Here is a 20,809-nt window from a genome sequence, read left to right as displayed (position 1 = left end):
GCCTGATGGACGGCATCGGTATCACGTTCATCACGCTCGCGGTGCTCTTCGCCCTGCTGGTGTTCATGATCGGCGCTTTCTGTCTTCGCCGTTTCCAGCTGCGCACAGCGCTTGGTACGTTCGACGCCTCCATTCGCCTTCCCACAAGGGGTTGGCGAATGGGGGTTTGTCGTTATACGGACAAGCATCTGGAGTGGTTGCGGCTGGTTTCCCTCAGTCCGAGGCCCAGGCACAGATACCTGCGCAGTTCGCTTGAGCTTAAGGGCTGGCGTCAGCCCACGGAGACCGAAAAGGCCCGCATCCAGCCGGGCGCAATCATCGTCACGCTGAGCTATGAGGGAACCGAGGTTCTCCTGGCAATGAAGTTTGACGTCTACGCCGGGCTGTCTTCCTGGCTCGAAGCCGGTCCTGTCATAGGGATCGGAACCTGGCGCTAGCGGCAGCGATAAACGGTCACAAGGCACTTTAAATAGTTTGGGCCCCCGCAGAAGTAGGGGCCCAAACTATTTGGTGAGTCGCTGATTACAGCGCGGTGACGCCGGTCGCCTGCGGGCCCTTGGCGCCCTGGCCAATTTCGAACTGGACGCGCTGGTTCTCATCGAGAGTGCGGAACCCGCCGGTCTGGATCTCAGAGTAGTGAACAAAAACGTCGCCCTCGGAGTCGTCCGGCGTGATGAAGCCGAAGCCCTTTTCAGCGTTGAACCACTTGACGGTTCCCTGTGCCATCTATATTTCTCCTCATAATGGAACATCCTTCAAATCAGCACACTGTGTGCCGACCGCGAGTTACTTCGCGTGAATTCCATCGAGGCCAGGAATGCCCTGGAACCTAACGACAAGCTTCACGCTCGCAACCTGTCTTGCGAGCATGAAAACCACGTACACAAAGACTGAAATAAGCATCACATAGCAGTATCGGCTGGTCAACGGACATTCCGACGATTAAACCGATTGTTAAGCGAGAATTCGAAGATCTGCACGCTTGGGGTTCCAGTAACCGGTTCAAACCGATCGGTTGTCAGTTCTGATCGCCCGGAAGCACTATCAGAAGAGGCGTGAATCGACGTCGTCAACGCCCCGCATGGCGTCGTAATCGAGGGTCAGGCAATCAATACCCCGGTCCTGTGCCAGCACGCGCGCCTGAGGCTTGATCTGCTGGGCTGCAAAGACCCCCTTGACCGGGGCCATGAGTGGATCGCGGTTGAGCAGTTCGAGATAGCGGGTCAGTTGTTCAACGCCGTCAATGTCGCCGCGGCGTTTGAGCTCAATGGCTATAGTCCTGCCCTGGCCGTCCCTCGCGAGGATGTCCACCGGACCGATGGCGGTCATATATTCCCGCCGGATGAGTGAGTAGCCGTCGCCCAGAAGGGTGATCTGCTCGGCGAGCAAGCGCTGCAGATCGGCTTCCACGCCGTCCTTGACCAGCCCCGGGTCGAAACCCAGGTCGTGGGCACTTTCGTGTAGCAGTTCGTGGATGCTGATGACCAGCCGATCGTCGCTTTTGGCGTGCTGCACGTTCCAGGTTTCAACGACGCCCAGTTCGGCGTCCTCAGGGGCCGGATCAACAACCCGTAGGCTGGCCGGCGGGCTCATCCAGTTCAGCGGTTTGTAGGATCCGCCGTCCGAATGGACCAGGACGGAGCCGTCCGCCTTGACCATGAGCAGACGGGTGGCCAGCGGAAGATGGGCACGAAGGCGACCGATGTAATCGACGGAGCAGCGGGCAATGACTAAACGCACCCTCCGCACAATACCTGCCCCGCAGCGGTTTCCGGTTCACAGCCCGCTCAGTGCAGACTGGATTCATGCCCCGATCCAATCAGCCGCGCAAGGCGCGCGGCCAGCCGCGCCGGAAGTGGTCGGAGGCACCGGAACTGGATCTGGAGCGCGCCCGCGCCGGCATTCCGACCCGGGAATCGGGCCGCGACGGCACCTGGTCGGTCCGGCGGATCACTGAACAGAACGCTGCCAAGCACTACCTGTGCCCAGGGTGCCACCGTGACATTCCCCCCGGCGTTGCTCACCTGGTTGCGTGGCAGGAGGACTCACTGCTCGGCGCAGAGACGGCGCTTGCTGACCGGCGGCACTGGCACCTGTCGTGCTGGCGGACCCGCCGCTCCGCATAGCCTGCAGCGTCTACGGCCGGACGCGAAGCATCCGGCTCCTTCAGTAGACTGAATCAGATGACCAGCTCAGAGCCCGCGTACCAGTTCTCCGAAAGCTCCGACCCCACCGAGATCCGGGCGGGTACGGTCTTGCCTGCTGACCGCCGAAATATCGAACTCACGACGGCGGACGGCAAGACTCTGGTCGGCGAGTTCGCCGCCCCGGAGGGCAAGGTCCCTGCAGCGACGCTTGTAACCCTGCACCCGCTGCCCACTGCGGGGGGTTTCATGGACTCGCACGTCTACCGCAAGGCCTCTTTCCGGCTGCCTGCGCTGGCTGACATTGCCGTCCTGCGGTTCAACACCCGCGGAACTTGCTCTCCGCGCGGATGCAGCGGAGGAGAGTTCGACGGCGGCGGGTTGGAACGCCACGACCTCGAGGCCGCCGTGCAGTGGGTAGTCAACGAAGGGCTGACCAACGTATGGCTGGTCGGCTGGAGTTTCGGCACGGAGCTCTGCCTGAAGTACGGGGCGCGGGAGCCGGTCGCCGAGTACATCGAGGGCGCCATCCTGCTCTCCCCGCCGCTGCACCGTGCTACCGATGCTGACCTCGACTCCTGGGCGGAGGCGGAGCTGCCGCTGCACGTCCTCGTGCCCGAGCACGATGACTACCTTCAGCCGCCAGTTGCGGCCAGCCGCTTCGCCCGTGTACCGCAGGCGCAGGTTGTCGGGGTCGACGGCGCCAAGCACCTCTGGGTGGGGGAGAAGTACGTGAGCCGCGTCCTAGAGGAGGTTGCCGGCGTCGTACTGGGAAAGCCCGTAGCGCTGGCCTCCGAATGGAACGGACCGGCGGCACGCGCTGACTAGCGTTTTGGGCTGCCGGAACGGCCGCTACTGATTGTCCTGGCGGGCGATGAACACTTCCTTCAGTAGCAGCATCACGCCCGCGGCCAGCGGGATGGCGATGAGCGCGCCAAGGACGCCGAGCAGGCTGCCGCCGGCAATTACCGCAATGACGGCGATCGCACCCGGCACCGCCACTGCCTTCTGCATGATTCGCGGTGAGATGAAGTAGGCCTCCACCTGGAGGTACGCCACGTACATCACCGCGAACAGCGCTGCTGTCTGCCATCCGACGGTAAGTGCCACCAGACTTACGACGACGGCGGCAATCACCGCGCCGACCAGCGGTATGAATGCCAGCATCGCCACGATGAACGCGAGCAGGACCGAAAACGGAACGTCGGCAATGGTCATGAAGATGAAGGCGAAGGTCGCGTTCAGCAGAGCTACACAGGCCTGGCCGATGACGTAGTTACCGACGCTGCGGGTGATTTCCTCGGCAAGCCGCTCGACACGCGGGCGACGGGACCGGGGTGCCAGACGGTAGGCCCACTTCTTCATGGCCGGCAGGGAAGCAAGGAAATACAGCGTGAGCACCAGGATCACGAGAACGCCGAACAGGCTGTTGAGGATGACGGTACCCACCCCGAGAACGCCGCCGAAGATACCGCCGACTGCCTCGGAGTTGGCAAAGAATCTGTTGACCTCCTCGGTGACGCGTTCGCGCACCTCGAACTGTTGGTCAACCGTCTGGAAGAAGTCGGACGCCAGGAACTCCCGCGCGTAGCCCGGTGCCCGTTCAACCAACTGGGTCGTCTGGGAGACTATGGTCGGGATCAGAACCGCGAAGAAGCCCACAATGATGCCCACCAGCATCACCAGCGCGAGTGTTATCCCTGCCGGGCGGGGCACATTCCGGTTTTCAAGCCAACGCACAATCGGGTCCAGCCCAAGCGCTATGAAGAGCGCCGCGCCGATCCAGACAAGCAGTTGGCCGACGTTGGTGATCATGAAGTAAGCCAGCAGAGCCAGCCCGGCACCCACACTGGCCATGAAGCCGAAGTGGATGGGATGTTGGCGCATGGACCGGGGCTGTGGGCCCCCGAACTTCAGCCGGTCGTCGCTGATGCTCACCGTCTCGTCGACCGGCACTTCTTCGCTACGCTCCGGTGGGAATTCGAAGCGCGGTCGGGGCTGCGCTACCGGCACCATGTGGCGCAATCGAACCATGGCGAGTCCCAGTCCACGGCGGCGCGACTGAACGCGCGGCTGAGGCTCTGCCGCACCGGAAGCCTCCGGCGTCTCGTGCACCGAGGACGCCGGGCGAGGCAGGGGCTCGCCGATTGGCACGTCTTCGCGTTCACTCACGTATAGTCCGCTTTCGTTTGCGTATCAGCGCAGGCAGCACCGGTTGCATGACTAGCGAAACAGTAACAGGAGCCACAGGGTCTCCGCGGGAACCACTCGCGCTGCCGGGGACGTTGTACTGGGGCCCGGTGCTGGCGTCAGCGGCGGACAGGATCTGCCGAAACTTCTTCGTTACCATGGGGCTAGTCCGATTCGCTCAGGTCAGTTCGGGCTTGACCATCCCAACGTTAGGTTCTCGAGTGCGCTTTCCTCTTGCTGCTCCGGTCATGGCGATCGGCGCGCTGCTGGTATTGCTAGGTATCGGCCAGCTTACGTGGTGGGCTCCGCCCGAGACCGTGACAGTCGCCGTTCCGGCGGATGCGCCCAACGGTCCTGTCACCGTGATTGATGCAGGCGCTCGGGAGACCGACGCTGAGGACGTCGACATCACGGTCCAGTCCGAAGGCACGTTCACCCTCGCCGTCGGGCGGGCGTCCGACGTCGATGCCTGGGTGGCAGACGCAGCTCACCTGACGGTCACCGGTGTGGGCGAAGACGAGTTGATCACTGACTTCACCGAGGGCGAGCAGACAGTTCCCAACCCGAGCGGTGCAGACCTCTGGACGAGCGAGGAGACTGCTGAAGGAACGCTGACCCACCGCTGGATGGACCCGGGCGAGGGGGAGTGGTCGATCCTTATCGCCGCCGACGGCGAGACTCCCGCGCCGACCGCCGTATCAATCACCAGCCCCAACGACACCGCCACCCCGTGGGCGGTTCCGCTGATCATCCTTGGCGCCCTGGTGCTTGTCCTCGGAATTGCGCTTGCTTTCATCAAGCCGCGCAAGACCCGGCGGGAGCCGGCAGCCGTCGGTTCCCGTGCCTACGCACGGCAACAGCACCGCGGACGGAACTCCGGAAGCGCCTTCGCGGCGCATCGGGTCCGCCCGCTGGCGGCACTCGGATTGGCCACCGCGCTCGGACTGACCGGGACGGCGGTGGGCAATGCAACAGAAACCGGTTCAGCGACGCCCAGTGACTCGACGACGCCGACAGAGTCAGCGACGCCCGCAGATTCAGCATCGCCGGCCGAGTCAGCGACGCCCTCTGCCTCACCATCGCCGGCCGGCGGCGATGCCGCGCAATATCCCGTCATCCTGGAGAGCCAGCTGGACAGGATTCTTGCCTCAGTGGCCACCACGGTGACAGAGGCCGACGCCGCTGCTGACGCAACACTTCTCGAGCCGCGGGTGGCGGGCGCGGCCGCCACGCTGCGCAGCGCCAACTACTCCGTCCGCTCGCAGGCAGACGACGTACCGGCGCCTACTCCCGTCGCCGCGGATCCGGTGCTTACGAGCATGATCCCGACCGGAAACGAGTGGCCGCGCACCGTCGTCGCGCTGACACAGGGTGAGTCCAATCCGGTGCCGCAGGCGCTGGTGCTCGTGCAGGAAAATCCCCGGTCAAACTACCGGCTCGTGTCCTCTATCCAGATGCTGCCGGGCACAACGTTTCCCACCGCCGGAACGCCGGAGGGACTGCAGGAGATACCGGCCGACGGCGGGGAGGACCTTGCTGCCTCGCCACAGGACGCAATGTCCGCCATCGCGGATTACCTGACCACACCTGACGGCGGTAATGCTGAAACATTCGAACCGAACTCATTTGCGGACGCGATCACCTCGTTCCAATCCGACGTGGTCGCCGATGCTGGAAATGACTCGGCCGAGATAACGTTCACCCATGAATCGATTGCCGAGTACACGAGGGCGGTTTCCACCGGTGACGGCGGCGCCATGGTATTCGGGTACCTCGACCACACCTACAGCAGCGTGCCGGAAGGACCAGGGGACTCGATCGCTCTCGAGGGAACAGTCTATGAGGCGCTCACCGGCGAAGAATCCACGGAGGACGGCATCGACGTCCGCTACGGCGAAGCTGTGATGATGTATGTTCCAGCGGCGGAAAGTGACGAGTTGATCACCGTGATCGGTGCGGCCCAGCAGCTGTTGTCCGCCGAACTACGATGACAAAGGAAGACCCTCGCCGGGTCACTGTGTTGCCCAATGGATATTGCCCCAGTAATAAGGTGAAAACATGACCACTCCGAATACTCCGGGCGGCGCTGCGCCGTCGTCGATGAACCTGCGCGGCGCCGTCGATCTGTCCGCGCTCAAGGCCAGGGCCCAGGCCCGGAACGCGCCGGCGGGTAACACCGGTGCAGCGCCCGGCGGCGTGCCCACCGGCGGTCCGGCTGGGGCCGGCAGCCCTTATATTGTCGACGTCACCGAGCAGGTCTTCCCGCAGTTGGTGCAGTTGTCCGCGCAAGTGCCGGTGATCATCGCCCTCGGCGCCGCCTGGAGCGATCAATCGTCACAGGTCCTCGCAGTCCTCGAGACGATCGCGGTGGAGCAGGCCGGTCGGGTTCTGCTTGCCCGCGTGGACTTCGACTCGCAGCCCGGGATTGCCCAGGCCTTCCAGGCACAGGGCGTCCCGACCGTCGTCGGTGTGCTCAAGGGACAGCCCGTGCCCCTGTTCGAGGGTCTGCTGGGCGAACCGCAAATCCGGACCTATGTGGAGGAACTCCTCAAGGTCGCGCAGGCCAACGGTGTCAACGGCTCGCTGAATGATGCCCCGGCGGATGACGAGGCGGTCGCCGGCGAACCGGTTGAGGAATCCTTGCCGCCGCTGCACCAGGAGGCTTTCGACGCTATCGAAGCAGGCGACTATGCAACAGCTGCCGCCGCGTACCGTAGGGCGCTTGCCGAACAGCCCGCCGACGCGGATGCGAAAGCGGGCCTCGCCCAGGTGCAGCTCATGCAGCGGCTTCAGGATACCGACGCGGCTGCCGTGCGTGCGGCGGCCGCCGATTCCCCCGATTCTCTTGATGCCCAGCTTGCGGTGGCCGACCTTGATCTTTCGGGCGGACATGTAGAAGATGCATTCGCACGGCTGACCACCTTCATCGCCCGTAGCTCCGGTGAGAACCGGGAAGCAGCACGGGTTCGACTCCTGGAGCTGTTCGATATTGTCGGTCCCACCGACCCACGGGTGAACAAGGCACGCAGCGCGCTGGCAAGGGCCCTGTTTTAAGCGCTGCCGAACCGCGTTCTAGGAGCTGCCGCGCCGCCGCTTTTAGTCCTTTCGGATGAGGTACGGGAGCCAGGGCCGTTGTTAGCGTTGACTCATGACTTCCCGCCCCTCTTCTTCACCTCCGCCTGCCCCGGAATCGCGGAACCCCCAACCTCCGGGCAACCGTCCGGCCTTGGTGCTGCGCGGCCTGGCAAAGCGCTTCGGTGAGAAAATTGCCGTCAATGGCATAGACCTCGACGTTCCGGCCGGGTCCTTCTACGGGCTGGTGGGTCCGAACGGTGCAGGCAAGACCACGACGCTCTCCATGGCCACTGGGCTGCTGCGCCCCGACTACGGCCAGGCCTGGGTGCACGGTGTCGATGTCTGGCAGGACCCGCTTGAGGCCAAGCGGCTGATGGGAATCCTGCCCGACGGCGTCCGGCTTTTCGACCGGCTGACCGGTGAGCAACTGGTTACCTACGCGGGTCTCCTGCGCGGAATGGACCGGGACGAGGTTGCGGGAAGGGTAACTGACCTCCTGCGGGCGCTTGACCTGGGGAATGACGCGGGAACCCTCGTGGTGGACTACTCGGCCGGCATGACGAAGAAGATCGCGCTTGCATCCGCCCTCGTCCATGCGCCGAGGCTGCTTGTGCTGGATGAGCCGTTCGAATCCGTCGATCCCGTCTCAGCCGCCAACATTCGTGACATTCTCGCCACCTACGTACGCTCCGGCGGAACGGTGATCGTGTCCAGCCACGTGATGGATCTGGTTCAGCGTATGTGTGACCATGTCGCGGTCATCGCGGCAGGAACGGTGCTCGCAGCGGGAACGGTCGACACGGTGCGCGGTGATGCGAGCCTTGAAGACCGGTTCGTGGAGCTCGTCGGCGGCAGGAACACCGCGGAGGGGTTGTCGTGGTTGCGCACCTCCTGAGACTCAAGCTCCTGCTCCTGCGCAATTCCCTGCGCCGCAGCACCTGGCAGCTTGTGGGCGTCATCCTCGGCGGCCTGTACGGCCTGGGCCTGCTCGGATTGATCGTGGCGGGCCTGATTGTCCTGGGCACTGTGGACCTCGAGCTGGTGCGGACCATTGTGGTGCTCGGCGGAGCGGCCGCTGTGCTCGGTTGGCTGGTCATCCCCCTCGTGGCGTCAGGGGTGGATATGACTCTGGACCCGGCCCGCTTCGTCACCTTTGCGGTGCCGATGCGCCAGCTCATGACCGGTCTTGCCCTGAGCGGTGTCATCGGCATCCCCGGAATCGTCACCCTGATCGCGTTCCTTACCCTCACGCTGACCTGGATCCGCTATCCGCTAGCAGCAGTTGCAGCGTTGATCTGCGCGGTTTGCGCAGTCCTGTTGTGCGTTGTGGGCTCCCGCCTGATTACGACGGCGGGAACCGCCCTTGCCTCTTCCCGGCGGTTCAAGGACCTCAGCTCGACAATCGCTATCATCCCGCTCGTCCTGCTGGGTCCGATTTTCGCGGGTATCACAGCCGGCTTCCAGAGCTCGCCGGAATTCGCCGGCGACCTGGCAGACATCCTGGGGTGGACGCCTTTGGGCGTCTTCGTGGCGGTTCCGGCGGATCTGGCCGCCGGCGCATGGTTGACTGCGCTTGCCCGTTTCGCCATCGGTGTGGGCACCATCGCCGTGCTCGCTTACCTGTGGCACAGGAGCCTCAGCCATGCCCTCGTCACGCCGCCGTACAACGCCGTGACGCGAAAGGGGGCAGGCAACCTCGGCCTGTTTTCACGCTTCCCGGCCACCCCGACGGGCGCTGTAGCCGCACGCGCCCTCACCTACTGGATCCGTGACCCGCGGTACGCGGCCTCGATCGTTGTGGTTCCGCTGCTGCCGATCCTGCTCTGGTTCATCAGCGGCGACTCCGGAGACCTCTTCCTGTTGAACTACCTCGGCCCTATCACGGCGTTCCTGCTCGCATGGTCGATCTCGGCGGATATCTCCTATGACAACACCTCGTTCTGGCTGCACCTCTCGGCCGGGGTCAGCGGCCGGAACGACCGGGCGGGCAGGGCGATAGCCCTGCTGGTCTTCGCAGTGCCCGTGGTCCTCGCCTTCACAGTAGTTCCGCTCTGGCTGAGCGGATCACTCGCCGACCTCCCCATGATGCTCGGGCTCAGCCTGGGTGCGTTGCTGACCGGAACCGGCTTTTCGAGCGTTCTCTCCGCGCGCTATACCTACAACGTCCCGCTGCCCGGTGAAAGTCCGTTCAAGACGCCTCCGGGAACGGGGTTCTCCATGCTTGCCATCCAGGTTCTCGGGTGGGTAGGCCTGCTGGTGCTCCTCGCGCCGGAAATCGGACTGGCAATCGCCTACCTGCTGACCGGGAGCGCAGTGCTCGGCTGGCTGACGCTTCTCGCCGGTCTTGCCCTCGGTTCCGCTGTACTCGTCGGCGGTATCCGATTGGGCGGCGCCTGGTATGACAGGCGCGGCCCGGAGCTTCTGCAGGCGGTGAGCGTCAACAAATGAGTACCGTGGGAGCCGGACCTACAACCGATCGGGACCACATCACGGGCAGTAGGATGGAGCAATGAGTACGCCAGCAGATCCTTTTGATGACACCCCCCACGGCGCACCCGGGGAATCCGGCACGTCCACGGCCACGATCGAGCGCGAAGAACTGCGTGAAGAGGTTGAGCCCGGAGACCGGGAGCGGTTCGCCCACTACGTCCGCAAAGAAAAAATCATGGAGTCGGCGCTGTCCGGAGAACCTGTGATCGCTCTCTGCGGCAAGGTCTGGACACCCGGAAGGGATCCTGAGAAGTTCCCGGTGTGCCCGGAGTGCAAGGAAATCTACAATTCAATGCGGCCCGGGGACAAGTCCTAGCCAAACCCTTTCCGCGTCCGCCGGGCCCCGCCCGGCGGACGTTGCCATGCTCGTGAGGAAGCCATGTCAGAACCCGAGGCAAAGCTCCGCGACGGGGCAATGTCCTCATCGCTACGGCCCCTGACCATCGGGGTCATTGCGATCATCACCTGCGCCGCGTTCGAAGCCATGGCGGTGGTGACGGCCATGCCGTCAGTAGCCGCAGAACTGGACGGCGTATCCAGCTACGGGTTGGCATTCTCGATGTATCTCACCGCTTCGCTGCTCGGCAGCGTTCTGGGCGGGATCTGGTGTGACCGGCAGGGGCCGAGACCGGCACTTGCCGCGGGCCTGGCGCTCATGGTCGTCGGCCTTGCGATATCCGGCAGTGCTCCGGCCTTCTGGATCATGACGCTCGGGCGGGCAGTATCGGGGCTCGGGGGCGGGTTCATGATTGTGGCCGTCTACGTCATTATTGCGAGGGCCTACCCCCAGCGGATGCAGCCGGTGGTGTTCGGATGGCTTGCTGCAGCGTGGGTGGTGCCCTCCCTGATCGGGCCGTACGTTTCCGGTGTTCTGGCCGAGCAGGCCAGCTGGCGGTGGGTCTTCCTTGGCGTGGCGCCGGTGGTCATTGCAGCGTTCCTGTTGGTGTGGCCGCGTACGGAGGGTCTGAAAGTCACCCGAGCGCGCGAGCCGCTCGATTCTGCCGCGCGCAGGAACGCCGCGACCGGTGTTTTGCTCGCAGGAGGGGTTTTCGCTGCACAGTTTGCCCTCACGAAGATTGCCGCCGATGGTTTCGCTGACCCCGTTCAGGCCTGGCTCCTGGTGGTCTTGGGCGTGGCGGGACTTGTGGCCGCTGCGGTTGCGTTTCCGAGGCTTCTGCCTGTCGGGACTGTCCGCCTGGCACCCGGGCTTCCAAGCGTTATCGCCACCCGCGGGCTTCTGACGGTTGCCTTCTTCGGCGCAGAAGCGTTTGTTCCGCTCATGCTGGTCTCGGCCCGCGGATTGAGTGCCTCAACAGCGGGTCTTGCGCTGAGCGCTGCCGCCATCGGGTGGAGTGCAGGTTCCTTCGTCCAGGCTCGGGTGAGCTTCCGCCGTCAGTGGCTGCTCGTGATCGGTGCCTCCCTGCTGTCCGTGTGCATCGGCGGCCTCGCCCTGGCCGCAGCTGCGGAGGTCCCCTTCTGGGTTCTTGTACTCGTGTGGAGCGCTGCAGGTTTTGCCATGGGACTTACCTTGTCCAGCACATCGGTGCTCGTTCTGAAGCTGTCGGCACCACACGAGCAGGGCCGCAATTCGGCGGCTCTGCAGCTCTCGGACCAGCTGGGCGGAGTCGTCGGAACGGCCGGCGCCGGCGGCCTCTTCGCGCTTTTGAGGGATCCGGAGGTGCCGGGCCAAACACCCGTGTTTGTTGCAATCTGGCTGGCTCTGTGCCTGTTCGCGGTAGTCGGTATAGTGGCCGGGTTGAGGGCTGCCCGAGGCGATCGTGAACCCCTTGCATCAACACATGACACACGAAAGGTGCCGTCCCAAGAGTGAGCAACAATGCACTGTTCGGCGCCGGTCCGGCACTTCCTCCCGCGTACCCGGAACGGGCCGCCTGGGGCACGGCACCGAAACTTCGGCAGTGGCAGGAAGAGGCGCTTGCAAAGTACTTCGCCGGCTCTCCACAGGATTTCCTAGCTGTCGCCACGCCAGGTGCCGGTAAAACCACCTTCGCGCTGCGCGTAGCTACGGAGCTCGTGGACCGGCGGATCGTCAACCGGATCGTCGTCGTTGCTCCCACCGACCACCTCAAGCGGCAATGGTCGGACGCCGCCGCCAAGGTCGGTCTGTCCATTGACCCGAACTTCCGTAACGCCGACGGGCGGCATGGCGAGGGTTTCATCGGTGTCGCCGTGACCTACGCGCAGGTTGCCAGCAAGCCCATGCTGCACCGGGCCAAAACCGAGGCGGCGAAGACGCTGGTCATCCTCGATGAGATCCACCACGGCGGCGACGCCCTGTCGTGGGGCGACGGCATCCGCGAGGCGTTCGAACCGGCAACACGGCGCCTCGCCCTCACCGGGACACCGTTCCGTTCGGATACGGCAGCCATACCGTTTGTTGAGTATGCGGAAGACGCCGACGGCATCCGCCGCTCGCGGTCCGACTACACCTATGGGTACGGCGACGCGCTGAGGGACCACGTGGTCCGTCCGGTCATGTTCATGGCATACTCCGGCCAGATGCGCTGGCGCACGAGCGCGGGGGAGGAGATGGCCGCTTCCCTGGGCGAGGCAGCCGTCACCAAGGACATCACTGCCCAGGCCTGGCGTACGGCCCTGAATCCGAACGGTGAATGGATTCCTGCGGTGCTGGCGGCGGCCGACCGGCGCCTCACGGAGGTCCGCCGCGCCGTCCCTGACGCGGGCGGCTTGGTGATCGCCACGGATCACGACGACGCACGCGCCTACGCGGGGCAGCTCAAGAAGATCACCGGAGAGTCACCCACCGTCATCCTGTCCGATGATGCGAAGGCGTCCGGAAAGATCGAGGACTTCTCCGCGGGTGAGACGCGCTGGATGGTCGCCGTCCGGATGGTGTCCGAAGGCGTTGACGTGCCGCGCCTGGCGGTCGGTGTGTATGCCACCTCCACAGCAACGCCGCTGTTCTTCGCCCAGGCGGTGGGACGGTTTGTCCGTGCACGACGCCGGGGGGAAACCGCATCGGTCTTCCTGCCGTCAGTGCCGAACCTCATGGCGCTGGCAAACCAGCTCGAAGTGGAGCGGGATCACGCACTTGACCGTCCGGAGAACAACGAGGACGGTTTCGCGCCCGAAGAGGCCCTTATGGAGGCCGCGAACCGCGAGGAAAAGGCCTCGGACGAGCTGACCAAGCAGAAGTTCGAGGCGCTCGAGTCCCAGGCGTCGTTTGACCGCGTACTCTTCGACGGCGGTGAGTTCGGCACCGGCGGTGAGATGGGCAGCGAGGAGGAACTCGACTTCCTCGGCATCCCGGGCTTGCTTGATGCAGACCAGGTGGGTGTCCTGCTGCGGCAGCGCCAGCAGGAGCAGCAATCACGACGACGACGCCCCGTTGCCGCGCACGAGCCTGTAGTCACCGAGGTGGTGGATCACCGTCAGCTCACAGAGCTGCGCGGACAGCTCGCCAAGAATGTCTCGGCGTGGTCTGCCCGCTCAGGTATGCCGCACGGTGTGGTGCACTCGGAACTTCGCAAGGCGTGCGGAGGCCCTGCCGTGGCGCAGGCAAACGAGGAACAACTTCAGCGACGGTTGAAAAAGCTCCAGGACTGGTTCATCGGCCGCACCTGACCTGCGCACTGAGCGGCAGTGCTGCCTGACCGATTGGGTCAGTCGAGGAGCTCGACTCCGGCATCCTCAAGTTCCGCAAGAACTTCGCTGAGCCGCTCGGGGTGTACGGGGCGGGTGTAGTCCACCAGCAGACGAGTGGTGTACCCGGCGCTGACAGCATCGAGCGCTGTGGCCCGTACACAGTAGTCGGCGGCCAGGCCGGCGACCGCCACCTCGTCCACCTCGTTTTCGCGCAGCCAGTCGTCCAGGGAAACTGCGTCATCTCCCGCGGCGGGAACGGCTGCAATCAGTTTCTGTTCACCGGTGGGCACCTGGTCCTCAGGGGCGAGTACGCCCTCGAAGCCGGAGTAGGCAGCCTCGTACTGCCCTTTCCGGAAGACGGCGTCGAGGCTTTCAACGTCCAGGTTGGGGTGGAACTGGGCGCCGGGCTGGTCCGCAACGCAGTGCACCGGCCACGAATCGACAAAATCGGGTTCGTCGGAAAAGTGCGAGCCCGGATCGATATGCCAGTCCTGGGTCGCGACGACGTAGTCGTAGTGGTGACCCTGTGCGTCGATGTAATCGCTGAGCGCCTGGGCCACGCCCGCACCCCCTTCGACGGCAAGTGAGCCGTCCTCGCAGAAGTCGTTCTGCACGTCGACGATAATCAGGGCGCGGGTCATGCGGACTCCTCGTATTCGGTGGGGATTGCCGGTTCTCCGCGCTGCAGCCGCATCACAGAGCCGGGCAGCTCAGCCATGGACTCACGGTGGCGCTCGACGGCGCGCTGCACACCCTCCGGGCCCGTCCATCCGGGTAGCACCTCGCCGTCCGCCACAAACTGGTGCAGCAGCGTGCGGTCATTGCCGTCGTCGTGCGGGTGGTTGCCGATTCCGATCACTTCGGCGACTGCCGTACCGGAGTCGTTGAGGCGGCGCAGCGCGTACTTGCGCCCGCCAACGGAGGCCTTGTTCTTGGCGGCCTTGGCAACGGAGACGAACGTGCCGTCGTCGTCGGTCCGGCTTACCAGCTTGTAGACCATCCCGGCGGTGGGCGCACCCGACCCGGTGACGAGCGAGGTGCCCACTCCGTAGGAGTCCACCGGCGCTGAGGCGAGCAGGCCGATCGCATACTCATCGAGGTCCGAAGTGACCACGATGCGGGTCTGGTGGTTGCCCAGATCATCGAGCAGTTGCCGCACCCAGCGGGCTTGCTCGACGAGATCACCGGAGTCCAGGCGTACGGCTCCGAGGTCCGGTCCTCCGGCGGCGACGGCGTTGCGGACGCCCTGCTCGACGTCGTAGGTGTCGACCAGGAGCGATGTGCCCTTTCCCAGCGCGGCCACCTGGGCGGCGAAGGCCTCGGGCTCGGAGTCGTGCAGCAGGGTGAAGGAGTGTGCTGCCGTACCGACGGTGCGCAGCCCGTAGCGGCGTCCCGCTTCAAGGTTCGAGGTGGTTGCGAAACCGCCGATTATGGCTGCTCGTGCGGCCGCGACGGCTGACTCTTCCTGCGTGCGGCGTGAGCCCATCTCGATGCACGGGCGGGATCCGGCTGCCCCCGTCATACGGGATGCGGCGGCGGCAATAGCGCTGTCATGGTTGAGCACAGAGAGCAGATACGTTTCGAGGATGCATGCCTCCGCGAACGAACCTTCGACAATGAGGATGGGGGAGGAGGGGAAATACGCCTCGCCCTCGGCGTACCCCCAGATGTTCCCGGTGAAGCGGAAATCCGCGAGCCAGGCCAGGGTGGTGTCATCGACGACTCCGGCGGCGGAGAGCGCGTCCAGTTGCGCCTGTTCGAAGCGGAAGTGCTTCAGGCCCTCAAGGAGCCGTCCGGTTCCCGCCACGATGCCGTAGCGACGCCCCTCGGGCAGGCGCCGCGTGAAGACCTCGAAGACCGACTCGCGGTGCGCGGCTCCCGAGTGGAGGGAGGCCTGCAGCATGGTCAGCTCGTAGTGGTCCGTATAGAGCGCGGAATTGGGATGCCGCCAGGTTGTATGTGGGCTCACAGGAAAACTCTAGCCCCGATCTGCATCTGGGCACCCGACATCCCGGCGCAGTCAGGACCGCGCGCCAACCTACAATGGGGACCATGAGTGTTGGCGTAGTTCCTGAAACCCGTCAGGTTGAGGAAACGGAAGAAGGCCTGGCGACCAGCCTCGATGTTCCGTGGGTTGTCATCGTGTGGAATGACCCGGTCAACCTGATGAGTTACGTGACGTACGTTTTTCAGACCTACTTTGGTTACAGCGAGGCGAAGGCGCGCATCCTCATGCTCGAAGTGCACGAGCAGGGCAGGTCGGTTGTCTCGACCGGTTCGCGGGAACAGGCAGAGCGTGACACGGTGGCCATGCATTCATACGGCCTGTGGGCTACTTTCCAGACAGCGGACGCGTAGGGAGCGGCAGTGGCCAGGGCATTTCGTAAGACGCGGCGTGGTATCGCCGGCGAGTTCGAGCCGGGCGAGGTACGGCTGCTGCGGCGGTTGTTCGCGGACGTCGTTCAGCTGCTCGAGACCGAGAAGCGGGAAGACGAGGATCCGTTGGCGGCGATGGTCGGTCTCGATCTCGAGGCAGTGAAGCCCGAGGACAGCGCGGTGATCCGCCTGCTACCGGACGCAGTGAGAAATGACGACGACGGCGCGCTGGAATTCCGCCGCCTCACCGAACGCTCACTGCGGGAGGAGAAGGTCAGCGCCCTGCGGGGAGCGGCGCTGCTGCTCGAGAACACGCAGGTGGTGCTGAACCCAGATCAGGCGCAGGTGCTGGCTCGTGCCCTCAACGATGTCCGGCTGGTCCTGGCTGACCGCCTGGAGATCAAAACGGACGAGGATGCTGCCCGGCTGCACGAGATAGCGGACCTTGAGGACGCTGAGGACCTCGAGTCCTATCTGGCGCTCGTCTACAACTTCGTCACCTGGGTGCAGGAAGGGCTGATGCAGGCACTCCTCACGTCCTCTGAGCCTCGGAAGTGAGTAATGCGGCGGGCAGGGCCGGTGCCGGCTCCGAAACGGTCCTGTGATTAAGGACACGCCTCCCCGCTTAGCCAACCGAACCGGTGCGTCCTATCCTCAAAGGATCATGAGTTCAGACCCTGCCGACTCCGGGGCCGCCGAGATGGCCGCTCTGAGGTCCACCGAAGCACCGATCGGCATCTTCGACTCGGGCGTCGGCGGCCTCACCGTCGCCAGGGCCGTTATCGACCAGCTGCCCCATGAATCGGTGCTCTACGTCGGAGATACCGCGCACGCTCCGTACGGTCCGCTCCCCATTGCGCAGGTGAGGGCCTACGCACTGGGCGTCATGGACGAACTGGTGGACTCCGGCGTGAAGCTGCTTGTCATCGCCTGCAATTCCGCTTCTGCCGCCGTTCTGCGGGATGCCCGCGAACGTTATACCGCCCGGTACGGGATCCCGGTCATCGAGGTGATTCAGCCTGCGGTCCGCCGTGCGGTCGCTTCCACCAGGACCGGGCGGATAGGTGTCATCGGCACCAGCGCAACCGTCGGCTCTCGAGCCTATGAAGACACCTTCGCCGCGGCGCCGCATCTTGAAATTTTCTCCGCAGCATGCCCTGCGTTCGTCGATTATGTGGAAGCGGGTGTCACCGCAGGTTCGGATGTCCTGGATACCGCTGCCCGCTACCTGCGTCCGCTGCAGGAGGCCGACGTCGACACCCTGGTTCTCGGCTGCACTCACTATCCGCTCCTGACCGGCGTGATTTCCTATGTAATGGGCGATTCTGTGACTCTCGTTTCCAGCGCGGAGGAGACCGCCAAGGACGTTTACCGCGCCCTCGTATCCCACGACCTCCTGCGCACCGGTTCCGGGCAGCCCCGGCATCATTTCGTCGCGACGGGAGATGCCGCCCGCTTCGAGGAGCTGGCGCGGCGTTTCCTTGGGCCGGAAGTATTGAGCGTGGAGCACGTGGACCATGTGTCGGCCCAGTATCCGACCGGCAGCATGGCGAGAATCACGCCGGACATGATCGCGAGCGTCCGGGCGGACGCGGGCGCAGAGCGGCGCCTGTGAAGCTGACTATCGTCGGGTGCAGCGGATCGTTCCCCGGACCTCACTCGCCTGCCTCCTGCTACCTCCTGACGGTGCACGAGGACGGCAAGACGTGGCGGATCCTGCTTGACCTCGGTAATGGTTCGCTGGGTGCGCTGCAGCGTTATATGGACCTGCGGGATATCGACGCAGTCCTCCTGACGCACCTCCACCCGGACCACTGCATGGACCTATGCGGCCTTCATGTGGCGGTGCACTGGGACCCTGCCGGCTGGAACCAGCCACGGATCCCCGTCTGGGGTCCGGTTGGCACCGCGGACCGGATGGCCACCGCGTATGGTCTGGAACTGGACCCGGGCATGCATGAGGACTTTGACTTCCATGCCTGGTCCCCGCGCAAACCGGTCCAGATTGGCCCGTTCACCATTACCCCCTATCCAGTCCTCCACCCCGTGGAGGAGGCGTACGCGCTTCGCGTTGAGGTAGCAGATCCCGAGGCCCCGGGCGGCAAACGGGTTCTGACATACTCGGGTGATACGGACGCGTGCGACGGACTCATCGAGGCGGCGGCCGGGTCCGGGATTTTCCTCTGCGAAGCCGCCTTTCACGAGGGCAGGGATGACGCCATCCGCGGCGTCCACCTGACCGGAAGGCGGGCAGGCGCCGTCGCGACAGCTGCAGCTTCACGAAGGCTGCTGCTCACACACCTGCCCGTCTGGAACGATGCAGTGCTCACCATGGAAGAGGCGCGCAGCAGCTACTCGGGCGACGTCGCAGTTGCCGTTGCCGGGGTTTCCTACCTGGTCTGACCGAGGCGAAGCCTGTCGGCACGCCGACGGCCCCTGTGCGATTCCGGACATTCGGTACCCTTCTGGAAATCGCCTGCAGTGAACCGGCTCTGGCAGACTGGAGCAATGACTTTCCCCTCTTCTTCCGAGTCTGCCGCTGCATCTGCGTCAACTTCCGAAAGCAGCGTTGTCCGTGCGGACGGACGGACACCCGACCAGCTGAGGCCGATCAGCATCACGCGCGGTTGGTCGAACCAGGCCGAAGGTTCCGCGCTGATCGAGTTCGGGAACACGAGGGTACTGTGTACTGCTTCGCTGACCGCCGGAGTACCGAGGTGGCTCAAGGGGGAGGGCAAGGGCTGGGTGACGGCCGAGTATGCCATGCTTCCGAGGGCCACAAACACCCGGTCAGACCGGGAATCGGTCAAGGGTCGGATCGGCGGGCGCACCCACGAGATTTCACGCCTGATCGGACGGTCACTGCGTTCAATCATCGACACACGCGCCCTCGGCGAGAACACAATCGTGCTGGACTGCGACGTGCTGCAGGCTGACGGCGGAACCCGCACCGCTGCAATCACCGGCGCCTATGTGGCGCTCGCCGAAGCGATCCGGTACGCCAAGGAACACAAGATGATTCCGCAGTCCTCCCGCCCGTTGACCGACACAGTGGCGGCGGTCAGCGTGGGCATCATTGATGGCGTGCCGATGCTTGACCTGCCCTATGTCGAAGACGTCCGGGCTGAGACCGACATGAACGTCGTCGTTACCGGAAGCGGTACCTTCGTCGAGGTCCAGGGGACGGCCGAGGGTGCTCCCTTCGACCGTGCCGAACTGGACGCACTGCTTGACCTCGCATTGCTCGGCACAGCCCAGCTTGCACAGATACAGCGCGAGACACTGGGGGAGTCTGCCCGTGCCTGAACGTGATACGCCTTCGCCTGCACGGCTGGTCCTCGCAACACACAATGCGGGCAAGCTACGCGAATTGCGCGCGCTGCTGAGGGACGCTGTGCCGGGGCTTGACGTTGACACCCAGGTGATCGACGCCGGTGCCGCAGGTGTGCCCGACGTCGTGGAAAGCGGAACAACCTTCGAGGAGAACGCACTCCTCAAAGCACGGGCAGTCGCCGAGGCCACCGGTCTTCCCGCAGTGGCCGACGACTCCGGGCTTGCCGTCGATGTGCTCGGTGGCGCCCCCGGGATTTTTTCGGCGCGTTGGGCAGGCCGGCACGGGGACGACTCCGCGAACCTGCAGCTGCTGCTCAGCCAGCTCGCCGACATTCCGATCCAGAAACGGGCGGCTCAGTTTGTCTGTGCAGCGGCGCTCGCCCTTCCGGGAGGCACCGACGTCGTCAAGCGCGGTGAATTGCAGGGAGTACTTCTTGAAAAGCCGCGGGGCGAGGGTGGGTTTGGTTATGATCCGGTACTTCAGCCCGACGGAATGGAGCGCAGCTGCGCCGAACTTGCTCCCGAGGAGAAGAACGCCATCAGCCACCGCGCAAAGGCGTTCAGCGCGCTGTTGCCGTCGATCGTCGAGATCCTGAACTGACCGCACCTCGCAAGCACGAGCGCGGCCCGCTTTCGGTGTGTACGAGTTGATAGGGCAGACTTAACCGGGTTATGAGAACTTTCGTGAGTTACCTGCCCATGCAGACCGGGAATGAATCCGCACTCGGAGGTGTCGCTGACTGGGCGGTAACCATGATGGAGACGATTGGGGCGCCCGGTGCGGGTCTGGCCATTGCCCTTGAGAATCTCTTTCCGCCGCTTCCGAGCGAAGTCATCCTGCCGCTCGCGGGTTTCACAGCCAGCAGGGGAGATTTCACCCTTTTCGAAGCCCTGTTCTGGACCACCGCCGGGTCGGTTATCGGCGCCTATTTGCTCTACCTGCTCGGCGTCCTGCTCGGCCGGAACCGGATGCGTCGCCTCGTGTCCAAGGTACCCCTGGTGGACCTCGAAGACGTGGACAGTGTTGAGGCGTGGTTCAACCGTCACGGTTACAAGGCGGTGTTTTTCGGCAGGATGGTGCCGATCTTTCGGAGTCTGGTTTCCATTCCTGCCGGCATCGAACGCATGCCGGTATGGAAATTCCTTGGCCTTACCCTCGCCGGCAGCCTGATCTGGAACTCCATCTTCGTGCTGGCCGGGTACTACCTGGGTGAGAACTGGCATCTGGTGGAGCAGTATGCGGACATCTTCCAGAAGTTGGTGATTGCCGCCGTCGTGCTGGTGCTTGCGTTCTTCATCGTGAGCAAAGTCCGGAAGGTCCGGCGCAAGCGCGAGGCATCATGACCCGGCTGAAGTGACCAGGCAAGTGCACCTCCGGCTGCAGGCGGACGGGTTCAACCGACCTGGGTGGACGCTCCGAATTGAGGGGTTAGAGCCGGTTCTGCCGCTTTTGACCGCCTGAAACTCCGATTCATTGCCGCTTGGCCGGTATAGCACCGCCCAATTCCAGCAGATTCCTATTTCCTCCTTGATTTTGACCTCGTTGGTTATATGGTTAGTTACATGAGTAATGA

The 20,809-nt window shown here is 64.3% G+C and carries 22 protein-coding genes; 17 read left to right on the top strand and 5 right to left on the bottom strand.

What is annotated here, in order from left to right; translation table 11 throughout:
- Positions 1-5 precede the first annotated feature (5 nt).
- The gene (locus tag Q0877_RS07100) at positions 6-437 is read left to right on the top strand and encodes a DUF2550 domain-containing protein (RefSeq protein WP_299166693.1); all 432 of its coding nucleotides are present in this window, start codon (positions 6-8) and stop codon (positions 435-437) included.
- 85 nt (positions 438-522) lie between these two features.
- Here the strand turns inward: Q0877_RS07100 and Q0877_RS07095 are convergent, their stop codons facing one another.
- Together Q0877_RS07095 and nucS are read right to left on the bottom strand one after the other, a co-directional pair.
- Positions 523-726 (bottom strand): cold-shock protein, encoded by a 204-nt coding sequence (locus Q0877_RS07095; RefSeq protein WP_026545871.1) that lies wholly within the window; start codon positions 724-726, stop codon positions 523-525.
- 318 nt (positions 727-1,044) lie between these two features.
- Positions 1,045-1,740 carry an endonuclease NucS gene (gene nucS, locus Q0877_RS07090; RefSeq protein WP_299166692.1) on the bottom strand — a complete coding sequence of 232 codons (696 nt, stop codon included), beginning with the start codon at positions 1,738-1,740 and terminating at the stop codon, positions 1,045-1,047.
- 65 nt (positions 1,741-1,805) lie between these two features.
- Between nucS and Q0877_RS07085 the strand changes: the two genes are divergently transcribed.
- A complete protein-coding gene (locus tag Q0877_RS07085) occupies positions 1,806-2,126 on the top strand; it encodes a hypothetical protein (protein ID WP_299166691.1) in 321 nt (106 codons plus the stop codon).
- A gap of 57 nt (positions 2,127-2,183) precedes the next feature.
- On the top strand, positions 2,184-2,972 hold the full coding sequence (locus Q0877_RS07080; RefSeq protein ID WP_299166690.1) for an alpha/beta hydrolase: 789 nt from the start codon (positions 2,184-2,186) through the stop codon (positions 2,970-2,972).
- Positions 2,973-2,996: 24 nt separating this feature from the next.
- Here Q0877_RS07080 and Q0877_RS07075 read toward each other — a convergent pair whose 3' ends face one another.
- Complete coding sequence (locus Q0877_RS07075; RefSeq protein ID WP_299166789.1) at positions 2,997-4,178, bottom strand: AI-2E family transporter; 1,182 nt, start codon at positions 4,176-4,178, stop codon at positions 2,997-2,999.
- Between the two features lie 377 nt (positions 4,179-4,555).
- Between Q0877_RS07075 and Q0877_RS07070 the strand changes: the two genes are divergently transcribed.
- From Q0877_RS07070 to Q0877_RS07040, 7 genes are all read left to right on the top strand, one after another.
- A complete protein-coding gene (locus Q0877_RS07070; RefSeq protein ID WP_299166689.1) occupies positions 4,556-6,325 on the top strand; it encodes a hypothetical protein in 1,770 nt (589 codons plus the stop codon).
- Between the two features lie 67 nt (positions 6,326-6,392).
- The gene (locus Q0877_RS07065) at positions 6,393-7,388 is read left to right on the top strand and encodes a tetratricopeptide repeat protein (RefSeq protein ID WP_299166688.1); all 996 of its coding nucleotides are present in this window, start codon (positions 6,393-6,395) and stop codon (positions 7,386-7,388) included.
- Between the two features lie 94 nt (positions 7,389-7,482).
- Entirely contained in the window at positions 7,483-8,304 is an 822-nt protein-coding gene (locus tag Q0877_RS07060; RefSeq protein ID WP_299166687.1) for an ABC transporter ATP-binding protein, read from the top strand.
- Positions 8,286-9,857, top strand: a complete 1,572-nt coding sequence (locus Q0877_RS07055; protein WP_299166686.1) for a transporter — start codon at positions 8,286-8,288, stop codon at positions 9,855-9,857. Before Q0877_RS07060 ends, Q0877_RS07055 begins: the two co-directional genes overlap by 19 nt.
- Before the next feature lie 61 nt (positions 9,858-9,918).
- Positions 9,919-10,215 (top strand): DUF3039 domain-containing protein, encoded by a 297-nt coding sequence (locus Q0877_RS07050; protein WP_299166685.1) that lies wholly within the window; start codon positions 9,919-9,921, stop codon positions 10,213-10,215.
- 63 nt (positions 10,216-10,278) lie between these two features.
- Positions 10,279-11,730 (top strand): MFS transporter, encoded by a 1,452-nt coding sequence (locus Q0877_RS07045; RefSeq protein ID WP_299166684.1) that lies wholly within the window; start codon positions 10,279-10,281, stop codon positions 11,728-11,730.
- Complete coding sequence (locus Q0877_RS07040; protein WP_299166682.1) at positions 11,727-13,505, top strand: DEAD/DEAH box helicase; 1,779 nt, start codon at positions 11,727-11,729, stop codon at positions 13,503-13,505. Before Q0877_RS07045 ends, Q0877_RS07040 begins: the two co-directional genes overlap by 4 nt.
- A 38-nt stretch (positions 13,506-13,543) precedes the next feature.
- On the opposite strand, the gene Q0877_RS07035 is transcribed toward Q0877_RS07040, so the two are convergent.
- On the bottom strand, positions 13,544-14,167 hold the full coding sequence (locus tag Q0877_RS07035) for an isochorismatase family protein (protein WP_299166681.1): 624 nt from the start codon (positions 14,165-14,167) through the stop codon (positions 13,544-13,546).
- A complete protein-coding gene (locus tag Q0877_RS07030) occupies positions 14,164-15,495 on the bottom strand; it encodes a nicotinate phosphoribosyltransferase (protein ID WP_299166680.1) in 1,332 nt (443 codons plus the stop codon). Before Q0877_RS07030 ends, Q0877_RS07035 begins: the two co-directional genes overlap by 4 nt.
- Before the next feature lie 83 nt (positions 15,496-15,578).
- Between Q0877_RS07030 and clpS the strand changes: the two genes are divergently transcribed.
- The 7 genes from clpS (at position 15,579) to Q0877_RS06995 (ending at position 20,579) form a co-directional block, all read left to right on the top strand.
- Positions 15,579-15,884: an ATP-dependent Clp protease adapter ClpS gene (gene clpS, locus Q0877_RS07025; protein ID WP_299166679.1), complete on the top strand. Its 306-nt coding sequence runs from the start codon at positions 15,579-15,581 to the stop codon at positions 15,882-15,884.
- A 9-nt stretch (positions 15,885-15,893) separates the two neighbouring features.
- A complete protein-coding gene (locus tag Q0877_RS07020) occupies positions 15,894-16,460 on the top strand; it encodes a DUF2017 domain-containing protein (RefSeq protein WP_299166678.1) in 567 nt (188 codons plus the stop codon).
- 106 nt (positions 16,461-16,566) lie between these two features.
- Entirely contained in the window at positions 16,567-17,517 is a 951-nt protein-coding gene (gene murI / locus Q0877_RS07015) for a glutamate racemase (RefSeq protein WP_299166677.1), read from the top strand.
- Positions 17,514-18,305, top strand: a complete 792-nt coding sequence (locus Q0877_RS07010; protein WP_299166676.1) for an MBL fold metallo-hydrolase — start codon at positions 17,514-17,516, stop codon at positions 18,303-18,305. Before murI ends, Q0877_RS07010 begins: the two co-directional genes overlap by 4 nt.
- A gap of 105 nt (positions 18,306-18,410) precedes the next feature.
- Positions 18,411-19,208 carry a ribonuclease PH gene (rph, locus tag Q0877_RS07005; RefSeq protein WP_299166673.1) on the top strand — a complete coding sequence of 266 codons (798 nt, stop codon included), beginning with the start codon at positions 18,411-18,413 and terminating at the stop codon, positions 19,206-19,208.
- Positions 19,201-19,836, top strand: a complete 636-nt coding sequence (gene rdgB, locus Q0877_RS07000) for an RdgB/HAM1 family non-canonical purine NTP pyrophosphatase (protein WP_299166672.1) — start codon at positions 19,201-19,203, stop codon at positions 19,834-19,836. Before rph ends, rdgB begins: the two co-directional genes overlap by 8 nt.
- Positions 19,837-19,934: 98 nt before the next feature.
- Entirely contained in the window at positions 19,935-20,579 is a 645-nt protein-coding gene (locus Q0877_RS06995; RefSeq protein ID WP_299166788.1) for a DedA family protein, read from the top strand.
- The last annotated feature ends 230 nt before the right edge of the window (positions 20,580-20,809 follow it).

It is taken from the genome of uncultured Arthrobacter sp. (genome assembly GCF_947495145.1).
Lineage (GTDB): Bacteria > Actinomycetota > Actinomycetes > Actinomycetales > Micrococcaceae > Arthrobacter_D.
This window is presented reverse-complemented; position numbering and strand designations above follow the sequence as displayed.

Bases quoted from the DNA above. Each gene is read 5' to 3' on its own strand.
- Q0877_RS07100 (WP_299166693.1), top strand. From the start codon at position 6: ATGGACGGCATCGGTATCACGTTCATCACGCTCGCGGTGCTCTTCGCC.
- Q0877_RS07095 (WP_026545871.1), bottom strand. From the start codon at position 726: ATGGCACAGGGAACCGTCAAGTGGTTCAACGCTGAAAAGGGCTTCGGC.
- Q0877_RS07085 (WP_299166691.1), top strand. From the start codon at position 1,806: ATGCCCCGATCCAATCAGCCGCGCAAGGCGCGCGGCCAGCCGCGCCGG.
- Q0877_RS07080 (WP_299166690.1), top strand. From the start codon at position 2,184: ATGACCAGCTCAGAGCCCGCGTACCAGTTCTCCGAAAGCTCCGACCCC.
- Q0877_RS07075 (WP_299166789.1), bottom strand. From the start codon at position 4,178: ATGGTTCGATTGCGCCACATGGTGCCGGTAGCGCAGCCCCGACCGCGC.
- Q0877_RS07065 (WP_299166688.1), top strand. From the start codon at position 6,393: ATGACCACTCCGAATACTCCGGGCGGCGCTGCGCCGTCGTCGATGAAC.
- Q0877_RS07060 (WP_299166687.1), top strand. From the start codon at position 7,483: ATGACTTCCCGCCCCTCTTCTTCACCTCCGCCTGCCCCGGAATCGCGG.
- Q0877_RS07050 (WP_299166685.1), top strand. From the start codon at position 9,919: ATGAGTACGCCAGCAGATCCTTTTGATGACACCCCCCACGGCGCACCC.
- Q0877_RS07045 (WP_299166684.1), top strand. From the start codon at position 10,279: ATGTCAGAACCCGAGGCAAAGCTCCGCGACGGGGCAATGTCCTCATCG.
- Q0877_RS07035 (WP_299166681.1), bottom strand. From the start codon at position 14,167: ATGACCCGCGCCCTGATTATCGTCGACGTGCAGAACGACTTCTGCGAG.
- clpS (WP_299166679.1), top strand. From the start codon at position 15,579: ATGAGTGTTGGCGTAGTTCCTGAAACCCGTCAGGTTGAGGAAACGGAA.
- murI (WP_299166677.1), top strand. From the start codon at position 16,567: ATGAGTTCAGACCCTGCCGACTCCGGGGCCGCCGAGATGGCCGCTCTG.
- rph (WP_299166673.1), top strand. From the start codon at position 18,411: ATGACTTTCCCCTCTTCTTCCGAGTCTGCCGCTGCATCTGCGTCAACT.
- Q0877_RS06995 (WP_299166788.1), top strand. From the start codon at position 19,935: ATGCAGACCGGGAATGAATCCGCACTCGGAGGTGTCGCTGACTGGGCG.